Raw genomic sequence first — 19,749 nt, forward strand, 5'->3', positions numbered from 1 at the left:
CATCCATTTATTCTATCTAATATTCTTTTGATTGTTAGCTATTTGACTTTTAATTTTCTAATGTATCAATGATACGCTGTAAATCATTATCATTATAAAACTCAATTTCTATTTTACCTTTTCGCTTCCCACGTTGAATGGTCACAGCAGTACCAAATCTTTCTCTAAGGAAGGTTTCTCTTTCTTGAAGAAAGATATCTTTTTGAGGTTTTTCTTTTTTCTTTACTGGTTTTTCATTGAGTTGAACGATCAGCTTTTCTACCTGTCTTACGTTTAATTTCTCTTTCCTGATTTTCTTTATTAATGGTTGCAACTTTGTTTTATCCTTAAGTCCCAATATTGCACGACCATGTCCCATTGAAAGCTCTCCATTATTAATATAAGCAATGACAGAGTCTGGCAAAGAAAGTAATCGCACCATATTAGCAATATGTGATCGGCTTTTTCCTAAGCGTTTTGATAATTCTTCCTGGGTAATTTTTAGTTCATTCATTAAGTTGGCATAAGCGTGTGCCTCTTCTATTGGAGTTAGATCTTCGCGTTGTAAGTTCTCCAATAGTGCCAGTTCCATCATTTTGTTATCAGATAAATCCTTAATAATAACTGGGATCTTTTCTAACCCTGCCTCTTTAGCAGCACGGTATCTTCTTTCTCCTACGACAATTTCATAACCTTTAATGCTTTTCCGAACAATCAAAGGCTGGATAATGCCGTATTCTAAAATTGATTCTTTTAACTCTTCAATCGCATCTGCATGAAATGTCTTTCGTGGTTGGTATGGATTTGGTCGACATTCAGCAATTGCAATCTCTTCAATCATATCATCTTGACTTTCTTCAACCTCTGGAAAAAAAGCGTTAATTCCTTTACCTAACCCTTTCGCCATTGGCCATCACTTCCTTCGCTAACTCAAGATATACTTCAGCGCCCTTTGATTTGGCATCATACGAAATTATCGGCAAACCATGACTTGGAGCTTCGCCCAATCTTACATTTCTTGGAATAATAGTTTGATAGACTTTGTCTTGAAAGTATTTCTTTACTTCTTCTATAACTTGGATCCCAAGATTGGTTCGAGCATCTAGCATTGTTAATAACACCCCTTCAATCATGAGTGTTTTGTTAAGGTGCTTTTGAACAAGTCTGATTGTATTCAATAATTGGCTTAACCCTTCTAACGCATAATACTCACATTGAACTGGAATAATTACTGTATCTGAAGCTGTCAATGCATTTAGCGTTAATAATCCCAACGATGGCGGGCAATCAATAATAATATAATCATAGATCGATTTAAGGTTTTCCAACGCTTTTTTAAGTCGTATTTCTCTGGAAATCGTTGGCACCAGTTCAATTTCTGCTCCGGCTAATTGTATAGTAGCAGGTATAATATCTAAGTTGTCGATAGTTGTTGGAATACAAACTTCTTCAGCAGGTAGGTCTTCTACAAGAACATTGTAAATACAATGTTTGACATCTGCTTTATTAACCCCTGTTCCGCTTGTTGCATTCCCTTGTGGATCAACATCTACAAGAAGAACTTTATTACCTAAATGTGCTAAACAAGCACTCAAATTAACCGATGAAGTTGTTTTTCCTACGCCACCTTTTTGGTTTGCGACGGACATTACTTTTCCCATGTTGACACCTACCTAAAACGATATACTATCTATTCTATCATTTTTTCTTCAAAATGGTGGATTTATTTCATTTTTGTTAGCAATTCGTAATTTGCCATTTACGTTAATTCATTTATTATCGAGTAAAATACCCATCTTTCAATACGAAGATGGGTATACAGACACGGGAACCTAACAACCTAATTTTACTTGTACACTTCTTTCAAACAAATTTAAAAAGCTTATAAGAGCAATAAATTATTTCTTTTTTGGAATTTTAATTGTAATTTGGTAGTAATCTTCTAGATCCTGCTCATCAGACTCTACTTTTACTCCCGTATCAGAAACCATATTTAATGATTGGCGTATCGTATTCATAGCAATCCGAATATCTTTATTAAATCCCTTTCGTTTTACTGTCTTCTTTTTTGGTTTTTTTTGTTGTTTTTCACTTATTTTAGCAATCTTATCTTCTGTTTGCTTTACATTTAATTCGTTTTCAATGATCTCCTGTAATAGCTTTACTTGTTGCTCTTCATCATTTAATTTAATGAGTGCACGCGCATGTCTTTCTGTAATATACTTTCCTAACAACGCTTCCTGAACAGCCTGAGGTAACTTTAGCAAACGAAGCTTATTCGCTATGGTTGATTGGTTTTTCCCTAATCGTTGTGCCAGAGCTTCTTGCGTTAAGGAATGAAGTTCAAGCAATTGTGCATACGCCGTTGCTTCTTCGATAACAGTTAATTCTTCACGCTGCAAGTTCTCAATCAGTGCTACCGAAGCTGTTTCTGTATCGGTCATCTCTTTAACAATCGCTGAAATATTTTCCCAGCCTAATGAATCAACTGCACGCCATCTCCGTTCTCCAGCGATAATCTCATACTTTTGCTCCTCTTGCTCCGTTTCTTCTAAACGACGAACAATGATAGGCTGTATCATTCCATGGGTTTGAATTGTTTGAGCAAGTTCCTTTATTTTCTCTTCACTAAAAATGGACCTGGGCTGATATCGATTAGGTTCTATATTTTTAACAGGGATCTGTATTACTTCATTGGAATGAATATCAATTTCTGAACCAGAATCAACTTCCTGTTCAGACTTATCGCCTATTCCAAAAAAACGGTTAAAGGGCTTCACCATAATCCCACACCACCTCTAATATACTTTTATAATCTTATCTATGTATAAAATATAAAATGTTTCACGTGGAACATTTTATATGGAATAACTATGAATATTATAGCATAGGAAAGGCTCATATAAATCAATAATGATTTACCCGTATGAGGTGATGAACGATGCCTGTTATTGGGTAAGCAAAATTCATAGTGGGTATTCATTCAAATAATTCATTTCACTATTCCTTTTGATCGTCTTTATATATTATAAATAAAGTGAATCTTCAATCAGTGGGGAGTTCATTCATAACCCACTGATTAGATGAACGAATCGGGCATTTAGGTGCTGTTATCTCCCTCAGACTTTGTTGCAAGATTATCCAACTCCTAAGGTGGGGGTCTAACAGCACCTTATATACGGGATAAACGGGTAACTAATTATTTTTATATTTGCGCATCCATTCTTTCATTTATTTAGAAGGAGCTAAAATCTAAGTTTTTTACTGCATACAAATTATATGGCGCTTCAACATAACAGAACGTGCAACAATGCGTCAACCAAATCAAGAATTCATATATAATGATTTTTAAAGAAAAATAGCATCATTGCTTTTATCTTCCACTTAGAATTCACGTCTATCAAAAGGATCTGTATCCAAAGCCATATTTCTACTATATAAGAAAAAACGCAGCAGCAAACTGCTAGCGTAATGTTCAAATAGTATTCCGTCGAGGCATACGTTGTCTTCATTTTATCATATTTTTTGCAGAAAGAATATGCCTATTTCTTGTCTATTAACTAAATAAAAGTGCCATTACATGTCTAAGCTACTCCATTGGTTCCTTATTCGGTAGCCCTGCTTTTCTTGGATACTTTTTAGGCGTTTTTCGGGCTTTATAAATTTCAATAATGGAACGCTCACTATCCTCATGAGGCAACGTAAACGTATGCATTTGTTTTAACTCTCCACCAAGCACTTCAATCGCAGGTTTAGCTAACTCTATCTCCTCCCCTGCTTTTGCACCTTTCATTGCCAAAAAAGTTCCCTGTTTTTTTGTAAGTGGTAAACAAAGTTCGCTTAATACAGACATACGGGCAACCGCTCTAGCAGTAACCAAATCAAAAGACTCGCGAAAAGATGCATTTTTACCCATGTTCTCCGCACGGTCATGATAAAAAGCAACATTTTCTAAAGATAAGGCCACTGATAATTGATTCAAAAAACCAATTCGCTTTTTTAATGAATCCACAATGGTTACTTGCAAGTGCGGATAGCAAATTTTCAGTGGGATACTTGGAAAACCTGCACCAGCTCCAACATCACAGACGGATTGAACCTTCGTAAAATCAAAGTAAAAAGCTGCACTGAGTGAATCATAAAAATGCTTTAAATAAACATCGTCTTCAGCAGTTAATCCAGTTAAGTTAATTTTTTCGTTCCATTCAATTAATGTGGTGAAATATATGGAAAATTGTTCTTTTTGATGCACGTTTAATTGAATTCCTTTTTCTTGCATAGCTTGAAAAAACTGTTCCGGGTTCATGTTCATACTCCTTATGTAGATACAAGCAGACTTAGCTACAAACTAAATCTGCTTGTTATCATTTTAATTCGCTAACCGAGATATATTTCCCTGTTCAATATAAACAACTAAGATCGAAATATCAGCTGGGTTTACACCTGAAATACGTGAAGCTTGACCAACGGATAGCGGACGAACTGTTTTCAGCTTTTCTTTTGCTTCAGTAGCAATGCCACTAATCGCATCATAATCAATATCTTCCGGTATTTTCTTTTCTTCCATCTTCAACATGCGTGCTACTTGATCATTCGCTTTTTTAATATATCCTTCATATTTAATTTGAATACCAACTTGCTCGGTAACTTCATGTGGAAGCGATGGATCAGCATCAATAATAGGTGCTAATAGATCATATGAAAGCTCTGGACGTTTTAATAGATCATACGCTTTGACCGCCTCTTTCATTGGTGAAGCGCCTGCTGTTTCTAAACATGCATTTACTTCCGTTGAAGGCTTAATCACTAATTTTTGCAGCCTTTTCTTCTCTTCTTCTACTAAACGGTATTTCTCTGTAAATGCAGCATAGCGCTCTTCCGATATTAAACCAAGCTTATATCCCAATTCGGTCATGCGTAAGTCTGCATTATCATGTCTAAGCAACAAACGATACTCTGCACGTGACGTTAACAATCGATACGGCTCATTGGTCCCTTTTGTCACCAAATCATCAATCAGCACGCCTATATAAGCTTGTGAGCGGTCTAGAATAACTGGGTCTTTACCAAGCACCTTTGCAGCCGCGTTAATACCAGCCATAATTCCTTGTGCAGCAGCCTCCTCATAGCCTGATGTGCCATTAATTTGCCCTGCTGTAAATAATCCAGGTATTTTCTTTGTTTCCAATGTTGGCCATAGCTGTGTCGGTACGATCGCATCATATTCAATGGCATAGCCTGCTCGCATAATTTCTGCATTTTCCAATCCTTCCACACTTCTTACTATGCTATGCTGAATGGATTCAGGTAGAGAAGTAGACAATCCTTGTACATACACTTCTTCCGTATCTCTTCCTTCTGGTTCTAGGAAAATTTGGTGACGGGGCTTATCATTAAAGCGAACAATTTTATCCTCAATGGACGGACAGTATCTAGGACCTGTTCCCCTTTTCATTCCTGAATACATAGCGGAAAGAGACAGATTTTCATTTATGATTTGATGGGTAAATTCATTCGTATACGTTAACCAGCATGGGATTTGATCCGTAATATATTCTGTTGTTTCGTACGAAAAGCTGCGCGGAGTCTCATCGCCTGGTTGTATTTCCGTTTTTGAATAATCGATCGTATGACTATTTACTCGTGGAGGTGTACCTGTTTTAAATCGAGTGATTTCAAATCCCAGTTCCTCCAAGTTTTCGGATAATTTAATCGTTGGTCGTTGATTATTTGGTCCACTTTCATATTCCAAGTCACCCATAAGGACTTTTCCGCGCATGAACGTTCCAGTTGTTATAATGACTGTTTCTGCACTGTACGCAGCATTTGTTTCCGTAATAACCCCTTTACAAACACCGTCTTCAATAATTAACCGATCCACCATTCCTTGGCGCAACGTAATGTTCTTCTCATTTTCAATGATCTTTTTCATTTCTTTAATATATAAAGGTTTATCTGCTTGCGCACGAAGAGCTTGCACTGCAGGTCCTTTTCCTGTATTCAATAAGCGCATTTGAATATGCGTTTTATCAATTACTTTACCCATGACACCACCTAGAGCATCAATTTCACGCACGACAATCCCTTTGGCAGGTCCGCCAATAGAAGGATTGCATGGCATAAACGCAATCATATCCAAATTTAACGTGAGCATTAATGTTTTTGCTCCCATTTTTGCAGCTGCAAGTCCAGCCTCCACACCTGCATGTCCTGCACCGACCACGACTACATCATAATGTCCTGCATCATAAGTCATTGGTCTCATCCTTTCTAATATTAGAGTAAATTATTTTCCTAAACAAAATTGTGAGAATAGCTGATCAATGAGGCTGTCACTTGCTGTATCCCCGATGATTTCACCTAATAATTCCCACGTTCTGGTCACATCTATTTGCACGATATCTAATGGCAACCCAAGTTCTAAGCCCTCCATTGCATCTTCTAACGCTTGTTTTGCCTGTTTGAGTAATTGGATATGCCGGACATTCGACACATAAGTGAGATCACCTGTATCGATATCTCCAGCGAAAAAGATTTTCGCAATGGCTTCTTCTAGTTCATGAACACCTTCTTCTTTAATTAAGGAGGTAGTAACAATTGGCTTTCCCGCAGCCAGCTCTTCAACGCGAGCTAGATTCAGTTTCTGTTCTAAATCCGTTTTATTAATAATAACAATATAATCCAAGTCTTGAATTGCTTGAAATAGCTTATCATCTTCGTCTGATAATGCCTCATTATAATTAAGCACAAATAAGATTAAATCCGACTCTTTTAACACTTGGCGGGAACGCTCTACACCAATTTTTTCAACAATATCCTCCGTCTCACGAATACCAGCTGTATCAACTAAGCGTAACGGAACACCTCTTACACTAACATACTCCTCAATAATATCGCGAGTCGTTCCGGGAATTTCTGTAACAATTGCTTTATTTTCTTGGACAAGCGTATTCATAAGCGACGATTTGCCAACATTTGGCCTGCCAATAATAGCTGTAGCCAGACCTTCTCGTAAAATTTTCCCTTGCTTCGCCACTTGCAGCAGCTCCACAATTTCCTGATGCACTTCTTTCGTCTTCGTACGCATCATATCATGTGACATTTCTTCGACATCATCGTATTCTGGGTAATCAATGTTTACCTCAACATGTGCCACTGTTTCCAGTAAATCCTGACGTAAACGTCGAATGAGTGCGGATAATCGCCCATCCATCTGCTTTAATGCAACTGACATCGCTTTGTCTGTTTTAGCGCGAATTAAATCCATCACTGCTTCTGCTTGTGATAAATCAATTCTCCCATGCAGAAAAGCACGTTTCGTAAATTCACCTGGTTCAGCCAACCGAGCTCCTTTACTTAAAATGATTTCCAGCACACGGTTGACAGCGACCATTCCACCATGACAATTAATTTCAACAACATCTTCACGTGTAAATGTTTTCGGTGCGCGCATGACAGAAACCATTACTTCTTCAGCAATTTCATTTGTCTCGGGATCGATAATTTTTCCATAATGAATCGTATGTGAAGGCACATCAAATAAATTTTTCCCTTTAAAAACATTAGCTGTGATGGAAATAGCCTCAGGACCGCTTAATCGAACAATTGCGATTGCCCCCTCACCAATCGGTGTAGAGATAGCAGTAATTGTATCTGTTTCCATTTACGAATCACCTCCAACCTGTTAATATGATATCTATTTTAAGTGCGTTTTTTTATCGTCACTAACTTAACAGAATATCACAAAATAAAGTTATCCACAACCTATTTTTCTTTCCCATTCATTTAATAGTTATTCACATGTGGATATCGTATATCAATACGACTTTTCCACAGCAACATATTAACGGGGCAACCAAATACGTATAGAATTTATTTTCATCTAAAAATTCTTATTCAAAGTGTTTGTGATAACGGGAAAATTTCAATTAGATAGAGTTAAAGAGGATTTTTTTTCCGGATTAGTACTGCGTTGGGTATGACCTAACACCTTGAACAAAGGCGCAGAGCACCCGTTTAGCAACGTAGCGAATGGAACGAATCAACTAAAGATAAAGTGAACCTTCAATCAGCGGGGTTTTCCTCATCCCTGCTGATTGTTAGTTGAACGAATCGGGGATTTAGGTGCTGTTACCTCCCGCTTCGACTTTCAGCTCACCATTCTTAAAGTGGGAGTCTACAGCACCTTATATCCGGGGTAAAGGAGTCATGCCACTAAAACAGGGGTATGCCGACGTCTGGGCGGCAAGCCTGTTTTTAGTCGGTCTTCCTCTTAGAGACGAACCGATGAGGCCTTATCGTAGGGCGCATTTCTAAAGTCGCATCGTTGCTGAGCGATGAAGCCGGACGATGCTAGTCGGTTATTTCATTATCCACAAGCACCTCATTTTATAGGTTCCTATACAGCGGGAGTTCATTAATCCCCCACTGATGGTTAGTACCGTATGGTATGACCTAAAGGCCTCTGAACGAATAGGTATTTAGCTCACTTAGACTTGTTATAGTACAGATTATCCAACTCCTGAAGCGGGAATCTTACAGCACCTTATATACGGGATAAAAAATCCTACCTAGCATGTTGTACACTAGATAGGATTTACGAATGTTATATTATGGTTGTATAACGATATGCCGATGTGGTTCATGACCATCGGAATACGTGGTTATTGCTTCATTTTCTTGCAATACATTATGAATGATTTTTCTCTCAAAAGCAGGCATTGGCTCTAAAGCCACTTTTCTATTTAAACGAACTGCTTTATCAGCCATTTTTTTTGCCAATGCTTCCAACGTTTCTTTGCGACGACTGCGATATCCTTCCGCATCTAAAGTAACTGTATAAAATTCAGTGCCACTTTTATTCATCGCTAAATGCAATAAATATTGCAATGCATTTAACGTCTGACCTCGTTTTCCGATTAATACAGCAATATCATCACCAGTCACTTCATATGTTACATGATTGTCTACGACAGTTGTACGAACCGTTGCGGAAACGTTCATCTGTTTCATGATTTGCTTCAAATATTTTTCTGTTTTTTCAATTTGGTTTTCCACGATTCTTACTTTAACGTAAGCACGTTTGGTACCAAATACACCAAACAATCCTTTTTTTCCTTCATCAATGACATTAACTTCAACGTGGTCCCTGGTTGTTTTTAACTGCTCTAATGCTGCCTGGACCGCTTCATCAACTGTTTGTCCACTAGCAGTTATTTCTCTCACTTTTTGTCTCCTCCATTATTTGCAGCCATCATCGGCTTACGGATAAATAACGTCTGAGCAACCATAAAGATATTACCTACTACCCAGTATAACGCTAATGCAGCTGGGAAGAAAATAGCAAAGACCGTAATCATAATCGGCATCACATATAACATTACCATCATCTGTGGATTTTGTGCTGCCGGACTTCCTGCCATCATAAGCTTTTGCTGTAGAAATGTTGCCCCTCCGGCAATCAGCGGTAAAATATAATAGGGATCAGGTGAACCTAATTCAAACCATAAGAAGCTTCCTGTTTTAATCGATTCTGTTCGCATAATAGCATGGTACATGCCGATTAAAATCGGCATTTGTATGAAAATGGGCAAACAACCTGCAAGTGGATTAACACCATGCTTTTGAAATAATGCCATCGTTTCTTGTTGTAATTTTTGCTGAGTATTCGCATCCTTAGAACTATATTTCTGCTGTAGTTCCTTTAGCTTAGGCTGAATATCTTGCATCGCCTTAGAACTTTTTAGCTGCTTCACATTTAACGGTAACAATAGTAAACGAACCATGATCGTTACAACCACAATCGCCAATCCATAATTGTTATTAAATAATTCAGCAAAATAGGTGATAAGCCAAGAAATTGGATAAACGAAGTAAGAATTCCAAATTCCCTCACTTTCCTTCGTAATTGGTTCATTTACTTCTGTACAACCAGATAAAATTGCCAGTAAACCTATAAGACCTACTAGCAACCAAAACTTTTTACGCAACACATTTCCTCCTAACTCCATACAAGACAAGTTCTTCTCTTACCTACCGTTATTTTAACTTAAATAAAAGGAAGATTCTATATCAATTTTATTGATTTTTTAACAATTGTTCCTTATATAATAAATGTGTTAAACTTTTTTTTATTTCCAAATAAGTCATTTGCTTCGCTGGTTGTCTGGCAATAATGACGATATCATACGGAAAAGCAATGTCATGTTGTAATTCAAAAAAAGCTTGTCGTAAATATCGCTTAATGCGATTTCTGGTCACCGCATTGCCAATTTTTTTACCAACGGAAAGCCCGATCCGAAAATGCGTCTGCCCCTCTCTCTTCACATAATAGATGACGAGCTGCCGGTTTGCAAAGGATTTCCCCGCTTTAAACGCATATTGAAAATCATTATTTTTTTTAATTCGAAATTCTTTCCTCAACGTGATCACCTTTACTACAATAAACACTTCATCTGCTTGACTACAGCTAACTCATATATGTAAGGCGCAATCTTTTCCAATATTATTATCTTACACAAAAGTATGCTTTTCCATAGGCTGTTCAAAAATTAAATGTAAACGGATTTTCTTTATTGTTAAAGAAAACTTGGCTAGCACCAAGCTTTCGGTAACAGTAAATTTCCACACTGCATTGTTATTCTTCAAACATACATATCTCTCTCATCAAACAAATAGACTTCATTGTATAAAATTTTTTCCTGTTACATGGAAAAAAGACCACTGATTTTCAGTGGCCTATGCTGACAAGACTTTTCTACCCTTACGACGACGACGAGCAATTACTTTACGTCCATTTTTTGTGCTCATGCGTGTACGGAAGCCATGTACTTTTTTACGTTTACGATTATTTGGTTGAAACGTTCTTTTCATTTATCTTGCACCTCCCTAAGGGATGAATTCTTTCCATTTCTTAAGCCGTCATCAGACAGTCTTTGTAATTATACGTAAAAATAAGTGTATCTGTCAACTTGTTCTTAAAAATCGTATGTGCTAAATATTTACGTAGCTACTACAATTTCTCGCTATTAAAGCTAATTTAAGAAAAGTAAGTTTAGAATGATCACTTCTCAACCTCTTGGAGTGGATATACACTCGTTTTTCGAAGCAAGACCTTAGCTTTCTCGCAAGCAAGAAACTGCTTCTATCGGATTTACCGCTCCCTGTTCTCCCACTGACAACAAAGGCTAAATTAACGAAACATCGCAAGGAGAAAATATGTATTTCATTTTCGAGAGTCTTCACGAATATCTACTGTTTTTGGGGATTCTCATCTTTACAGAGTTTTATTATTTATAGGACACGCACAAGAAGAAAGATATCCACACCCCTTGTTAGTGATTTTTCTTTTATTTTTTTCTATCCACAACAATTATCGACAAATCATTCACAAAATATAGTGGTGTGGATAAAAATTGTCTACAAGCTATGGACTTTGTGGATAAGTGTCGAAAAGCCATTGCACTTCTTACTTTTTTCTGGTATTATATTTGTGTTTAACCTGTGAAAATAAAAAATAGAAATCACACTTATTCACAGATTGTGGATAAGATGTGGATACTTATAAACAGCATCGTTCATAAGGTTATCAACAAGTGTGTGGATATCGTTTATAAATGCACTTTATCCTATTGTTTACTGTTCGCAATTATCCACATGCTCGCAGATTGCTATATTGGATTTTGATATGCCTTTCCATCTTATTAGAGATTTGTTCTAAAGCGTGTTAAAAGGAACTATGATTGTACTTCATTATTCAGTTGCGCGGAGATTGGTATACCCTCCATAAGAACTGACAATGGACTGCACTTTCCTTTTTTCTGCTTTTTTTGAACATGCACTTATAGATTGAGAGAGGCTTTTTCTGTCATGTGTACGATGACATCAGTAATCTCTACTATTCAATTAGACTAATGGCAGGACTAAAAATCTATATGTATATCCCTCATCAATGAACGAACCACATTTTAATTAGAAAGGAGTGAACTCCTGTTTGGAAAATATACAAGAAATATGGATAGCAGCACTTGAAAAAATAGAAGAAAAAATTAGTAAGCCTAGCTTTGATACATGGTTAAAAAACACAAAGGCAGAAGCTTTAGACAAAAATACGTTAATTGTTTCAGCTCCAAATGAATTTGCGAGGGATTGGCTGGAAAATCAATACACTAGACTTATTTCGGAGATTTTAACAGAAATTACTGGATCAGATATTGAAGCAAAGTTTATCATTCCGAATACTGGTACAGAAACAGATGCTAATGCAACAGCAAAGGAAAACAAAACAAATGCCCATAATGAACATCCAAAATCAATGTTAAACGCCAAATATACATTTGATACGTTTGTTATTGGTGCAGGAAATCGATTCGCTCATGCTGCCTCCTTAGCTGTAGCTGAAGCACCAGCAAAGGCTTATAACCCATTATTTATCTACGGTGGTGTTGGATTAGGGAAAACACATTTGATGCATGCAATTGGGCATTATGTCCAAGACCATAATCCAGACGCAAGAGTTGTCTATCTATCATCAGAAAAATTTACCAATGAATTTATTAACGCAATTATGGATAATAAAACCGTTAATTTTCGCAATAAATATCGCAATGTCGATATTTTATTAATTGATGATATTCAGTTTATTGCTGGAAAGGAATCAACGCAGGAAGAATTTTTCCATACATTTAATGCATTGCATGATGATAACAAACAAATCATTATCTCTAGTGACCGTCCTCCTAAAGAAATTCCCACACTAGAAGACCGACTGCGCTCAAGATTTGAATGGGGACTCATTACAGATATTACACCACCAGATTTAGAAACCAGAATTGCCATTTTAACAAAAAAAGCCAAAGCAGAAGGATTAGACATTCCGAACGAAGTGATGCTGTACATTGCTAATCAAATTGATACAAATATCCGGGAATTGGAAGGTGCCTTAATCCGCATCGTTGCCTATTCGTCTCTCGTTAACCAAGATATTGATGCTTCCCTAGCTGCAGATGCTTTAAAAGATATTATTCCTAGTAATAAACCAAAAGTCATTACCATTGCCAGTATCCAAGAAACGGTTGGCGAAAGATACAACGTTCGATTAGAAGATTTCATAGCAAAAAAACGGACGAAATCCATTGCCTTTCCGCGGCAAATAGCGATGTATCTATCAAGAGAAATGACGGATGCATCCCTACCTAAAATTGGTGAAGAATTTGGAGGAAGAGATCATACAACGGTTATCCATGCTCACGAAAAAATATCAAAACTGATGGAAAACGATACACAATTAGCTAAAGAAATTGAAGAAATTAAAGAACAAATAAAGTCACTTTAAATTATTCGACTACCTAGATCAAAGTAGCTTTCATGCAAAATTTCCAAACTGCAGAATAAGCATACCTTTATTTGTTGTCTCATTTAGCTTGTGCACACTGTGGACAAGTAATGCTTGCTTATGTACACGTTATCCACATGTGAATAACTCACTCTGTTTGTTTATTTAGTAGTTATCCACATATCAACAAGCCTTATTACTATTATTACTGTTTTTATTAAAAATAATTAAATATATGCATGGATGCAGAAAAAAATTAAATCTATTAACAAATGCATAGTAAACTTCCATTAGGAGGATCAAGTATATGAAATTTATTATTCAGCGAGATCAATTGATGACAGCTGTTCAAAACGTGATGAAAGCTATTTCATCTCGTACGGTTGTTCCTATTTTAACGGGAATCAAATTGGAAGCAAGAAAGGATGGTATCACGCTTACTGGTAGTGACTCTGATATTTCCATAGAATCATATATTCCAGCAGAAGAAGATGGGATCGTTCATGTAGATCATATTGAAGAGGGAAGTATCGTTTTACAGTCCAAATATTTTCCAGATATTGTTCGTAAACTACCAGAACAAACGGTTGAGATTGAAGTAGATGAAAATTTAAAAGTAACGATTAAATCTGGCAAAGCAAAATTTAACTTAAATGGACAAGATGCTGAAGAATACCCACAACTCCCTAAATTGCAAACGGATGATAGTTTCGAAATACCGATTGATCTTTTAAAAAGCCTCATTAAGCAAACTGTTTTTGCTGTATCAAGCATGGAAACAAGACCTATTTTAACTGGTGTAAATATGAAATTAGCTGACCAAACGCTCACTTTTTCTGCTACGGACAGTCATCGATTAGCTTCACGGACAGTTCCAGTAACAGAAACGACCAATGAATTCTCTAATGTTGTAGTTCCAGGGAAAAGCCTAAATGAATTAAACAAAATAATTGATGATAGCGAAGAAAAAATTCAAATCAGCGTAACGAGTAACCAAATTTTATTCCGGACAAAGCATTTACAATTTTTATCCAGACTGCTGGATGGAAATTACCCAGAAACATCACGTTTAATTCCAGACCAAAGTAAAACCGTTTTAAATGTGAGGACAAAAGATTTATTGCATACGATTGATCGGGCCTCTTTATTAGCAAAAGAGGAGCGTAATAATGTCGTTCGTTTAACAACAAAAGAAAATAACCGGGTGGAAATAACGAGTAACCATCCGGAGATTGGAAATGTAACCGAAGAAGTGACTATGTCCTCGATGGAAGGCGAGGATCTAAAAATTTCGTTTAGTTCAAAATATATGATTGATGCGTTAAAAGTAATCGATTATGAAGAAGTAAAAATTGCCTTTACTGGTGCAATGCGTCCATTTATTATCCAGCCTGTAGAAGATGATTCCATTTTGCAGCTTATTTTACCAGTACGGACGTATTAAATATCTATCCATTCCATTAGAAAAAAATGCTGTTATATCACTAGAACAACTGATTAAAAAAACGAACAATAAAGTGAAACTTCAATCAGTGAGGGTTTTCTTCATCCCCCACTGATTGTTAGTTGAATGAATCGGGCTTTAACTGGCTGTTGATCCCTTACTTATAATTCTTGAAGTGGTGGTCTTTACAGCCAGTTAACCTGCGATAACATCGGCAATTGCGTATACGCAAGTTTTTAGCATAGGCAAAATATGTAGAATTCGATAGGAAAAGCGGAATATAACTCAGAAAATGATTTTGCTTTCTGAGATATCTGAGACCGTACCTGCGGAAAGCGAAGTATTTTTACATAGCGATGATGGAATTTTTTATAAGGATATGCCCCCTTAAGGTGACAGATTAAAAAATAAAAATCTGTTTTAACTAAGGGGGAGTTTTTATATCCCATTATTCTTATTTAGAACAAAGGCGCAGGGTGCCCGTTTAGCAACGTAGCGAATGGAACGAATCAACTAAAGATAAAGGAATCACGGTGAGGTAACGAACCGATGATGACTTATCGTAGGGCGCATTTCTAAAGTCGCATCGTTGCTGGGCGCTGAAGCCGGACGTGGCTATTCAGTTATTCCCTTATCCCAAAGCAACAAATTTTATACTTTCTTATCTTTTTAGAAAAACTTGGCTTGTCGCCAAGTCTTATGGCGGAAGCCTTTGTTTTTCTTATACTATAAACAAAGAAATCTTATACTTTCCTATAGTGCAAAAAAATTACCGAAGAAATGCGGGTAGTGGAGTGACAATAGGCTGAACTGAATGATTGTAGAAAAACCGGAAAAAACTTTTTTAAAAATAACCGTACGAAAGGATATGCAAAAACAGCTTCTAAAAACGTATTTAAGGCTCAATACAGTGTTTATTTCAAAAAAGAAGTAGGATGCCTTTCCTTATAGGCAAATCTTTAGTAAAATAGGAATATGAGTGATTGAACGTCATTGCTTTTCAATTAAATTAGATGAACGAATCAAGCATTTAGGTGCTGTTATCCCCCACTTAAACCTGTTGCAGTACAATTATTCAACTTCTGAAGTGGGCGTCTTCCAGCACTTTATATGCCGGATAAAAGGGGTAGACTAGTAATTTATATAACAAAATGGAAACCCCTTTAAAAAAATGAAAACGAGTGATATAGATGTGTGAAAAAATAACGATCCAAACAGAATATATCCAATTGGGTCAATTTATAAAACTAATTAATATTTTAGAATCCGGCGGTATGGTGAAAACCTATTTACAAGATGTTGGTGTACTTGTAAATGGAGAGCGTGAACATCGCCGCGGAAGGAAATTATATAATGGCGACATGGTGGAAATTGATGAAGTTGGTTGTTTTCAAGTCGAACAAGCAAAAGAAGGATAAAAGTATAGAAACCAGCCTTCTTCAGCTAGCATGCCAATGCAAAAAATAAACGCTGTCTTCTCTCCAAAATTGGTACACACAAGCTTTTGATCCTTTCATGAAAATAGAGAGAGTTCTTAATCGTGTGAGACTTTGAAATACCCGCTAGATGAATTATTCCCTGTATTAAAAGAGGATGAAACATGCATATACAACAACTCCAATTAAAAAATTATCGTAATTATGAAAGTCTGGATATTACATTTGATCATACAATCAATGTAATCATAGGCGAAAATGCGCAAGGAAAAACGAACTTGATGGAGGCGATCTACCTATTAGCATTTACAAAATCCCACCGCACTCCCAGGGAAAAGGAACTAGTTAAATGGGAAGAAGAATATGCTAAAATAGAAGGTAGAGTCTCAAAACGAAATCAATCATTTCCGCTAGAAATTGTTATTTCAGCAAAGGGAAAAAAAGCAAAGTTAAATCGAATAGAGCAAAAAAGGTTAAGCGATTATATAGGAGCCTTTAATGTAGTGATGTTTGCTCCAGAGGATTTGACCCTTGTCAAAGGAGCACCACAAATTCGCCGTCGATTTATGGATATGGAGTTAGGTCAAATTCAACCACGTTATATCTATCACTTAGGACAATATCAAAAGATTCTTAAACAACGAAACCATGTATTAAAGCAGTTGCAACGACAATCTAACCAGGATCGAACGATATTGCACGTTTTAACAGATCAACTTATTGAACATGCCGCAACTTTATTAGAAAGGCGGTTTGTTTTTTTGAATTTACTAAGAAAATGGGCTCAGCCGATTCATTATGGCATAAGTCGAAATTTAGAAACCTTGGATATTGCCTATTCTCCAACAATAGAAGTATCAGAAGAAGCAAAGAAGGGAAAAATAGCAGATATATATAGTCGGAAATTTATTGATATTGAAGAGAAAGAGATCGATCGTGGAACTACTCTAATTGGTCCACACCGCGATGATCTGCTGTTTTATGTGAATGATAAAGATGTGCAAATTTATGGATCACAAGGGCAACAGCGCACAACTGCTTTATCCGTTAAATTGGCGGAAATTGAATTGATTTATAACGAAGTTGGCGAATATCCGGTTTTACTGCTTGATGATGTATTAAGTGAATTAGATGATTATCGTCAATCGCATTTGTTACAAACGATTCATGGGAAGGTGCAAACCTTCGTATCAACAACGAGTGTTGATGGTATCCAGCATGAAACATTGAATCAAGCTACTATTTTTCGTGTGAAAGATGGAAAGGTAGAAACATAAATACGGGGGTATCGTCATGTTTATTCATATTGGGAATGATCATGTTATACATTCCAATGATGTTATTGCCATTATTGATTATCACTTAATTTCATCATCGACGATTATGGAGGAATTCATGTCAGCAGCTTATGCAGATAATAAAATAAAAGGTCCACTAGAAGAAGCAAAGTCCATCATGATAACGAAAGATCAAATTTATTACAGCTCTTTGTCTGTATCCACGCTGAAAAAAAGAGCCAGTATGATTTCAACGATCAGTAAGCTTGATGATTTTTCAGACGATATAAAGGAATTGGAATCGGAAGAAGTATAGAAATGGAAGTGAAAACATGTCAATGGAAGATAAAGTCATGAAGGAACAGGCGTACGATGCAGACCAAATACAAGTTTTAGAGGGTTTGGAAGCTGTGCGAAAACGACCTGGAATGTACATTGGTTCTACAAGTGAAAAGGGGTTGCACCATCTTGTATGGGAGATCGTGGATAATAGTATCGATGAAGCTTTAGCCGGTTATTGTGATCATATTGAAGTGACTATTGAAAAAGACAATAGCATTACGGTAAAAGATAACGGACGTGGCATCCCTGTTGATATTCAGAAAAAAACAGGTAGACCAGCTTTAGAAGTTATTATGACTGTACTTCACGCGGGAGGAAAATTTGGCGGAGGTGGTTATAAGGTTTCTGGAGGACTTCATGGTGTTGGTGCTTCTGTTGTAAACGCGCTTTCCTCAAGCTTAGAAGTCTCTGTTCATCGCGACAATAAAATTTATTTCTTAAGGTTTGAGAAAGGTGTCCCACAAGGGGAAATTAAAGTCATTGGTGAAACAGATATTACCGGTACGGTCGTGCATTTTACACCAGATCCAACTATTTTTGATGAAACAACAGAGTATAATTTTGATACATTAACACAGCGGTTACGTGAGCTAGCATTTTTAAATAAAGGACTTACCATTACCATTGAAGATAAGCGTAATGAAACAGAACCCGTCAGCTATTGTTATGAGGGTGGTATTTGTTCTTATGTAGAATTTATTAATCAAACAAAAGAAGTATTGCATGAACCTTTCTATGCGGAAGGCGAAGAGCAAGGTATCTCTGTAGAAGTAGCGATCCAGTATAACGACGGCTTTATGAGCAATTTATATTCCTTTGCCAATAATATTCATACGTACGAAGGTGGTACGCATGAATCTGGATTTAAAACAGGATTAACACGTGTCATAAATGATTACGCGAGAAAAAATAATTTATTTAAAGAAACGGATCCAAATCTGTCTGGTGAGGATGTCCGTGAAGGATTGACGGCGATTGTTTCGATAAAGCATCCGAATCCTCAGTTTGAAGGTCAAACGAAAACAAAATTAGGCAATAGTGAAGTTCGAACTGTAACTGACTCTATTTTTAGTGAGCTATTTTCAAAGTTTCTCTTTGAAAATCCAACCGTAGCTAAAATAATCGTAGAAAAAGGGTTAATGGCATCACGAGCCCGTGATGCAGCTAAAAAAGCTCGAGAATTAACACGCAGAAAAGGTGCTTTAGAAGTCTCCAATTTACCTGGTAAATTAGCAGATTGTTCATCTAAGGATGCATCTATTAGTGAACTGTACATCGTTGAGGGTGACTCAGCTGGTGGTTCAGCGAAGCAAGGGCGAGATCGCCATTTTCAGGCTATTTTACCACTAAGGGGAAAAATTTTGAATGTGGAGAAAGCCCGTTTAGATAGAATTCTATCCAACAATGAAGTACGCTCGATTATTACAGCTCTAGGGACAGGCATTGGCGAAGACTTTGACATCTCCAAGGCGCGTTATCATAAAATTGTCTTGATGACAGATGCTGACGTGGATGGAGCACATATTCGCACATTACTACTTACTTTCTTCTATCGTTATATGCGACCTTTAATTGAGCATGGTTATATATATATTGCACAGCCGCCGCTTTATAAAATTCAACAAGGAAAAGCTGTTCGTTATGCATACAATGACAAAGAAATGGAGCAAATATTAGCGGAATTGCCAAAGACTCCTAAGCCTGGATTACAGCGTTATAAAGGGCTTGGGGAAATGAATGCAACGCAGCTTTGGGAAACGACAATGAGTCCCGATACACGCACATTACTGCAAGTTGAATTGTCTGATGCCATCGATGCTGATCAAATCTTTGATGTGCTAATGGGAGATAAAGTAGAGCCGAGACGAAACTTTATTCAAGAAAATGCACAGTATGTGAAAAACCTTGATATATAGGCTAGCAATTTATAAACCAAAT

16 protein-coding genes are annotated in these 19,749 nt (G+C 36.8%); 6 read left to right on the top strand and 10 right to left on the bottom strand.

What is annotated here, in order from left to right; genetic code table 11:
- Window positions 1–49: 49 nt before the first annotated feature.
- From BKP57_RS10630 to rpmH, 10 genes are all read right to left on the bottom strand, one after another.
- A complete protein-coding gene (locus BKP57_RS10630; protein WP_050350594.1) occupies window positions 50–886 on the bottom strand; it encodes a ParB/RepB/Spo0J family partition protein in 837 nt (278 codons plus the stop codon).
- Window positions 867–1,640: a ParA family protein gene (locus tag BKP57_RS10635; RefSeq protein ID WP_050350593.1), complete on the bottom strand. Its 774-nt coding sequence runs from the start codon at window positions 1,638–1,640 to the stop codon at window positions 867–869. The genes BKP57_RS10630 and BKP57_RS10635 overlap by 20 nt, the downstream gene beginning before the upstream one ends.
- Before the next feature lie 237 nt (window positions 1,641–1,877).
- Window positions 1,878–2,762, bottom strand: a complete 885-nt coding sequence (gene noc / locus BKP57_RS10640; protein WP_072741514.1) for a nucleoid occlusion protein — start codon at window positions 2,760–2,762, stop codon at window positions 1,878–1,880.
- 806 nt (window positions 2,763–3,568) lie between these two features.
- Entirely contained in the window at window positions 3,569–4,285 is a 717-nt protein-coding gene (gene rsmG / locus BKP57_RS10645; protein WP_050350591.1) for a 16S rRNA (guanine(527)-N(7))-methyltransferase RsmG, read from the bottom strand.
- 63 nt (window positions 4,286–4,348) lie between these two features.
- Entirely contained in the window at window positions 4,349–6,235 is a 1,887-nt protein-coding gene (gene mnmG / locus BKP57_RS10650; protein WP_072741515.1) for a tRNA uridine-5-carboxymethylaminomethyl(34) synthesis enzyme MnmG, read from the bottom strand.
- Between the two features lie 30 nt (window positions 6,236–6,265).
- Complete coding sequence (mnmE, locus tag BKP57_RS10655) at window positions 6,266–7,642, bottom strand: tRNA uridine-5-carboxymethylaminomethyl(34) synthesis GTPase MnmE (protein WP_050350589.1); 1,377 nt, start codon at window positions 7,640–7,642, stop codon at window positions 6,266–6,268.
- A gap of 947 nt (window positions 7,643–8,589) precedes the next feature.
- Window positions 8,590–9,204, bottom strand: a complete 615-nt coding sequence (gene jag, locus BKP57_RS10660; RefSeq protein WP_050350588.1) for an RNA-binding cell elongation regulator Jag/EloR — start codon at window positions 9,202–9,204, stop codon at window positions 8,590–8,592.
- The gene (gene spoIIIJ / locus BKP57_RS10665; protein WP_072741516.1) at window positions 9,201–9,968 is read right to left on the bottom strand and encodes a YidC family membrane integrase SpoIIIJ; all 768 of its coding nucleotides are present in this window, start codon (window positions 9,966–9,968) and stop codon (window positions 9,201–9,203) included. The genes jag and spoIIIJ overlap by 4 nt, the downstream gene beginning before the upstream one ends.
- Before the next feature lie 88 nt (window positions 9,969–10,056).
- Window positions 10,057–10,401 (bottom strand): ribonuclease P protein component, encoded by a 345-nt coding sequence (gene rnpA / locus BKP57_RS10670; RefSeq protein ID WP_050350586.1) that lies wholly within the window; start codon window positions 10,399–10,401, stop codon window positions 10,057–10,059.
- Between the two features lie 315 nt (window positions 10,402–10,716).
- Window positions 10,717–10,851, bottom strand: a complete 135-nt coding sequence (gene rpmH, locus BKP57_RS10675) for a 50S ribosomal protein L34 (protein ID WP_050350585.1) — start codon at window positions 10,849–10,851, stop codon at window positions 10,717–10,719.
- 1,120 nt (window positions 10,852–11,971) lie between these two features.
- Here rpmH and dnaA point away from each other — a divergent pair.
- From dnaA to gyrB, 6 genes are all read left to right on the top strand, one after another.
- Window positions 11,972–13,312, top strand: a complete 1,341-nt coding sequence (dnaA, locus tag BKP57_RS10680) for a chromosomal replication initiator protein DnaA (protein WP_050350584.1) — start codon at window positions 11,972–11,974, stop codon at window positions 13,310–13,312.
- A gap of 307 nt (window positions 13,313–13,619) precedes the next feature.
- Window positions 13,620–14,756 carry a DNA polymerase III subunit beta gene (gene dnaN, locus BKP57_RS10685; RefSeq protein WP_050350583.1) on the top strand — a complete coding sequence of 379 codons (1,137 nt, stop codon included), beginning with the start codon at window positions 13,620–13,622 and terminating at the stop codon, window positions 14,754–14,756.
- 1,190 nt (window positions 14,757–15,946) lie between these two features.
- Window positions 15,947–16,174 carry a S4 domain-containing protein YaaA gene (gene yaaA / locus BKP57_RS10690; protein WP_072741517.1) on the top strand — a complete coding sequence of 76 codons (228 nt, stop codon included), beginning with the start codon at window positions 15,947–15,949 and terminating at the stop codon, window positions 16,172–16,174.
- 182 nt (window positions 16,175–16,356) lie between these two features.
- The gene (gene recF / locus BKP57_RS10695; protein WP_050350581.1) at window positions 16,357–17,469 is read left to right on the top strand and encodes a DNA replication/repair protein RecF; all 1,113 of its coding nucleotides are present in this window, start codon (window positions 16,357–16,359) and stop codon (window positions 17,467–17,469) included.
- A 16-nt stretch (window positions 17,470–17,485) separates the two neighbouring features.
- Window positions 17,486–17,785 carry an extracellular matrix regulator RemB gene (gene remB / locus BKP57_RS10700; protein WP_050350580.1) on the top strand — a complete coding sequence of 100 codons (300 nt, stop codon included), beginning with the start codon at window positions 17,486–17,488 and terminating at the stop codon, window positions 17,783–17,785.
- A 16-nt stretch (window positions 17,786–17,801) separates the two neighbouring features.
- Entirely contained in the window at window positions 17,802–19,727 is a 1,926-nt protein-coding gene (gene gyrB, locus BKP57_RS10705; protein WP_050350579.1) for a DNA topoisomerase (ATP-hydrolyzing) subunit B, read from the top strand.
- Window positions 19,728–19,749 lie beyond the last annotated feature (22 nt).

Origin of the sequence: Virgibacillus sp. 6R (assembly GCF_001895305.1) — a bacterium.
Classification (GTDB): Bacteria; Bacillota; Bacilli; order Bacillales; family Amphibacillaceae; genus Virgibacillus; species Virgibacillus pantothenticus.

Bases quoted from the DNA above. Each gene is read 5' to 3' on its own strand.
- rpmH (WP_050350585.1), bottom strand. From the start codon at position 10,851: ATGAAAAGAACGTTTCAACCAAATAATCGTAAACGTAAAAAAGTACAT.
- yaaA (WP_072741517.1), top strand. From the start codon at position 15,947: ATGTGTGAAAAAATAACGATCCAAACAGAATATATCCAATTGGGTCAA.
- BKP57_RS10635 (WP_050350593.1), bottom strand. From the start codon at position 1,640: ATGGGAAAAGTAATGTCCGTCGCAAACCAAAAAGGTGGCGTAGGAAAA.
- BKP57_RS10630 (WP_050350594.1), bottom strand. From the start codon at position 886: ATGGCGAAAGGGTTAGGTAAAGGAATTAACGCTTTTTTTCCAGAGGTT.
- rsmG (WP_050350591.1), bottom strand. From the start codon at position 4,285: ATGAACCCGGAACAGTTTTTTCAAGCTATGCAAGAAAAAGGAATTCAA.
- recF (WP_050350581.1), top strand. From the start codon at position 16,357: ATGCATATACAACAACTCCAATTAAAAAATTATCGTAATTATGAAAGT.
- remB (WP_050350580.1), top strand. From the start codon at position 17,486: ATGTTTATTCATATTGGGAATGATCATGTTATACATTCCAATGATGTT.
- dnaN (WP_050350583.1), top strand. From the start codon at position 13,620: ATGAAATTTATTATTCAGCGAGATCAATTGATGACAGCTGTTCAAAAC.
- mnmG (WP_072741515.1), bottom strand. From the start codon at position 6,235: ATGACTTATGATGCAGGACATTATGATGTAGTCGTGGTCGGTGCAGGA.
- gyrB (WP_050350579.1), top strand. From the start codon at position 17,802: ATGTCAATGGAAGATAAAGTCATGAAGGAACAGGCGTACGATGCAGAC.
- noc (WP_072741514.1), bottom strand. From the start codon at position 2,762: ATGGTGAAGCCCTTTAACCGTTTTTTTGGAATAGGCGATAAGTCTGAA.
- mnmE (WP_050350589.1), bottom strand. From the start codon at position 7,642: ATGGAAACAGATACAATTACTGCTATCTCTACACCGATTGGTGAGGGG.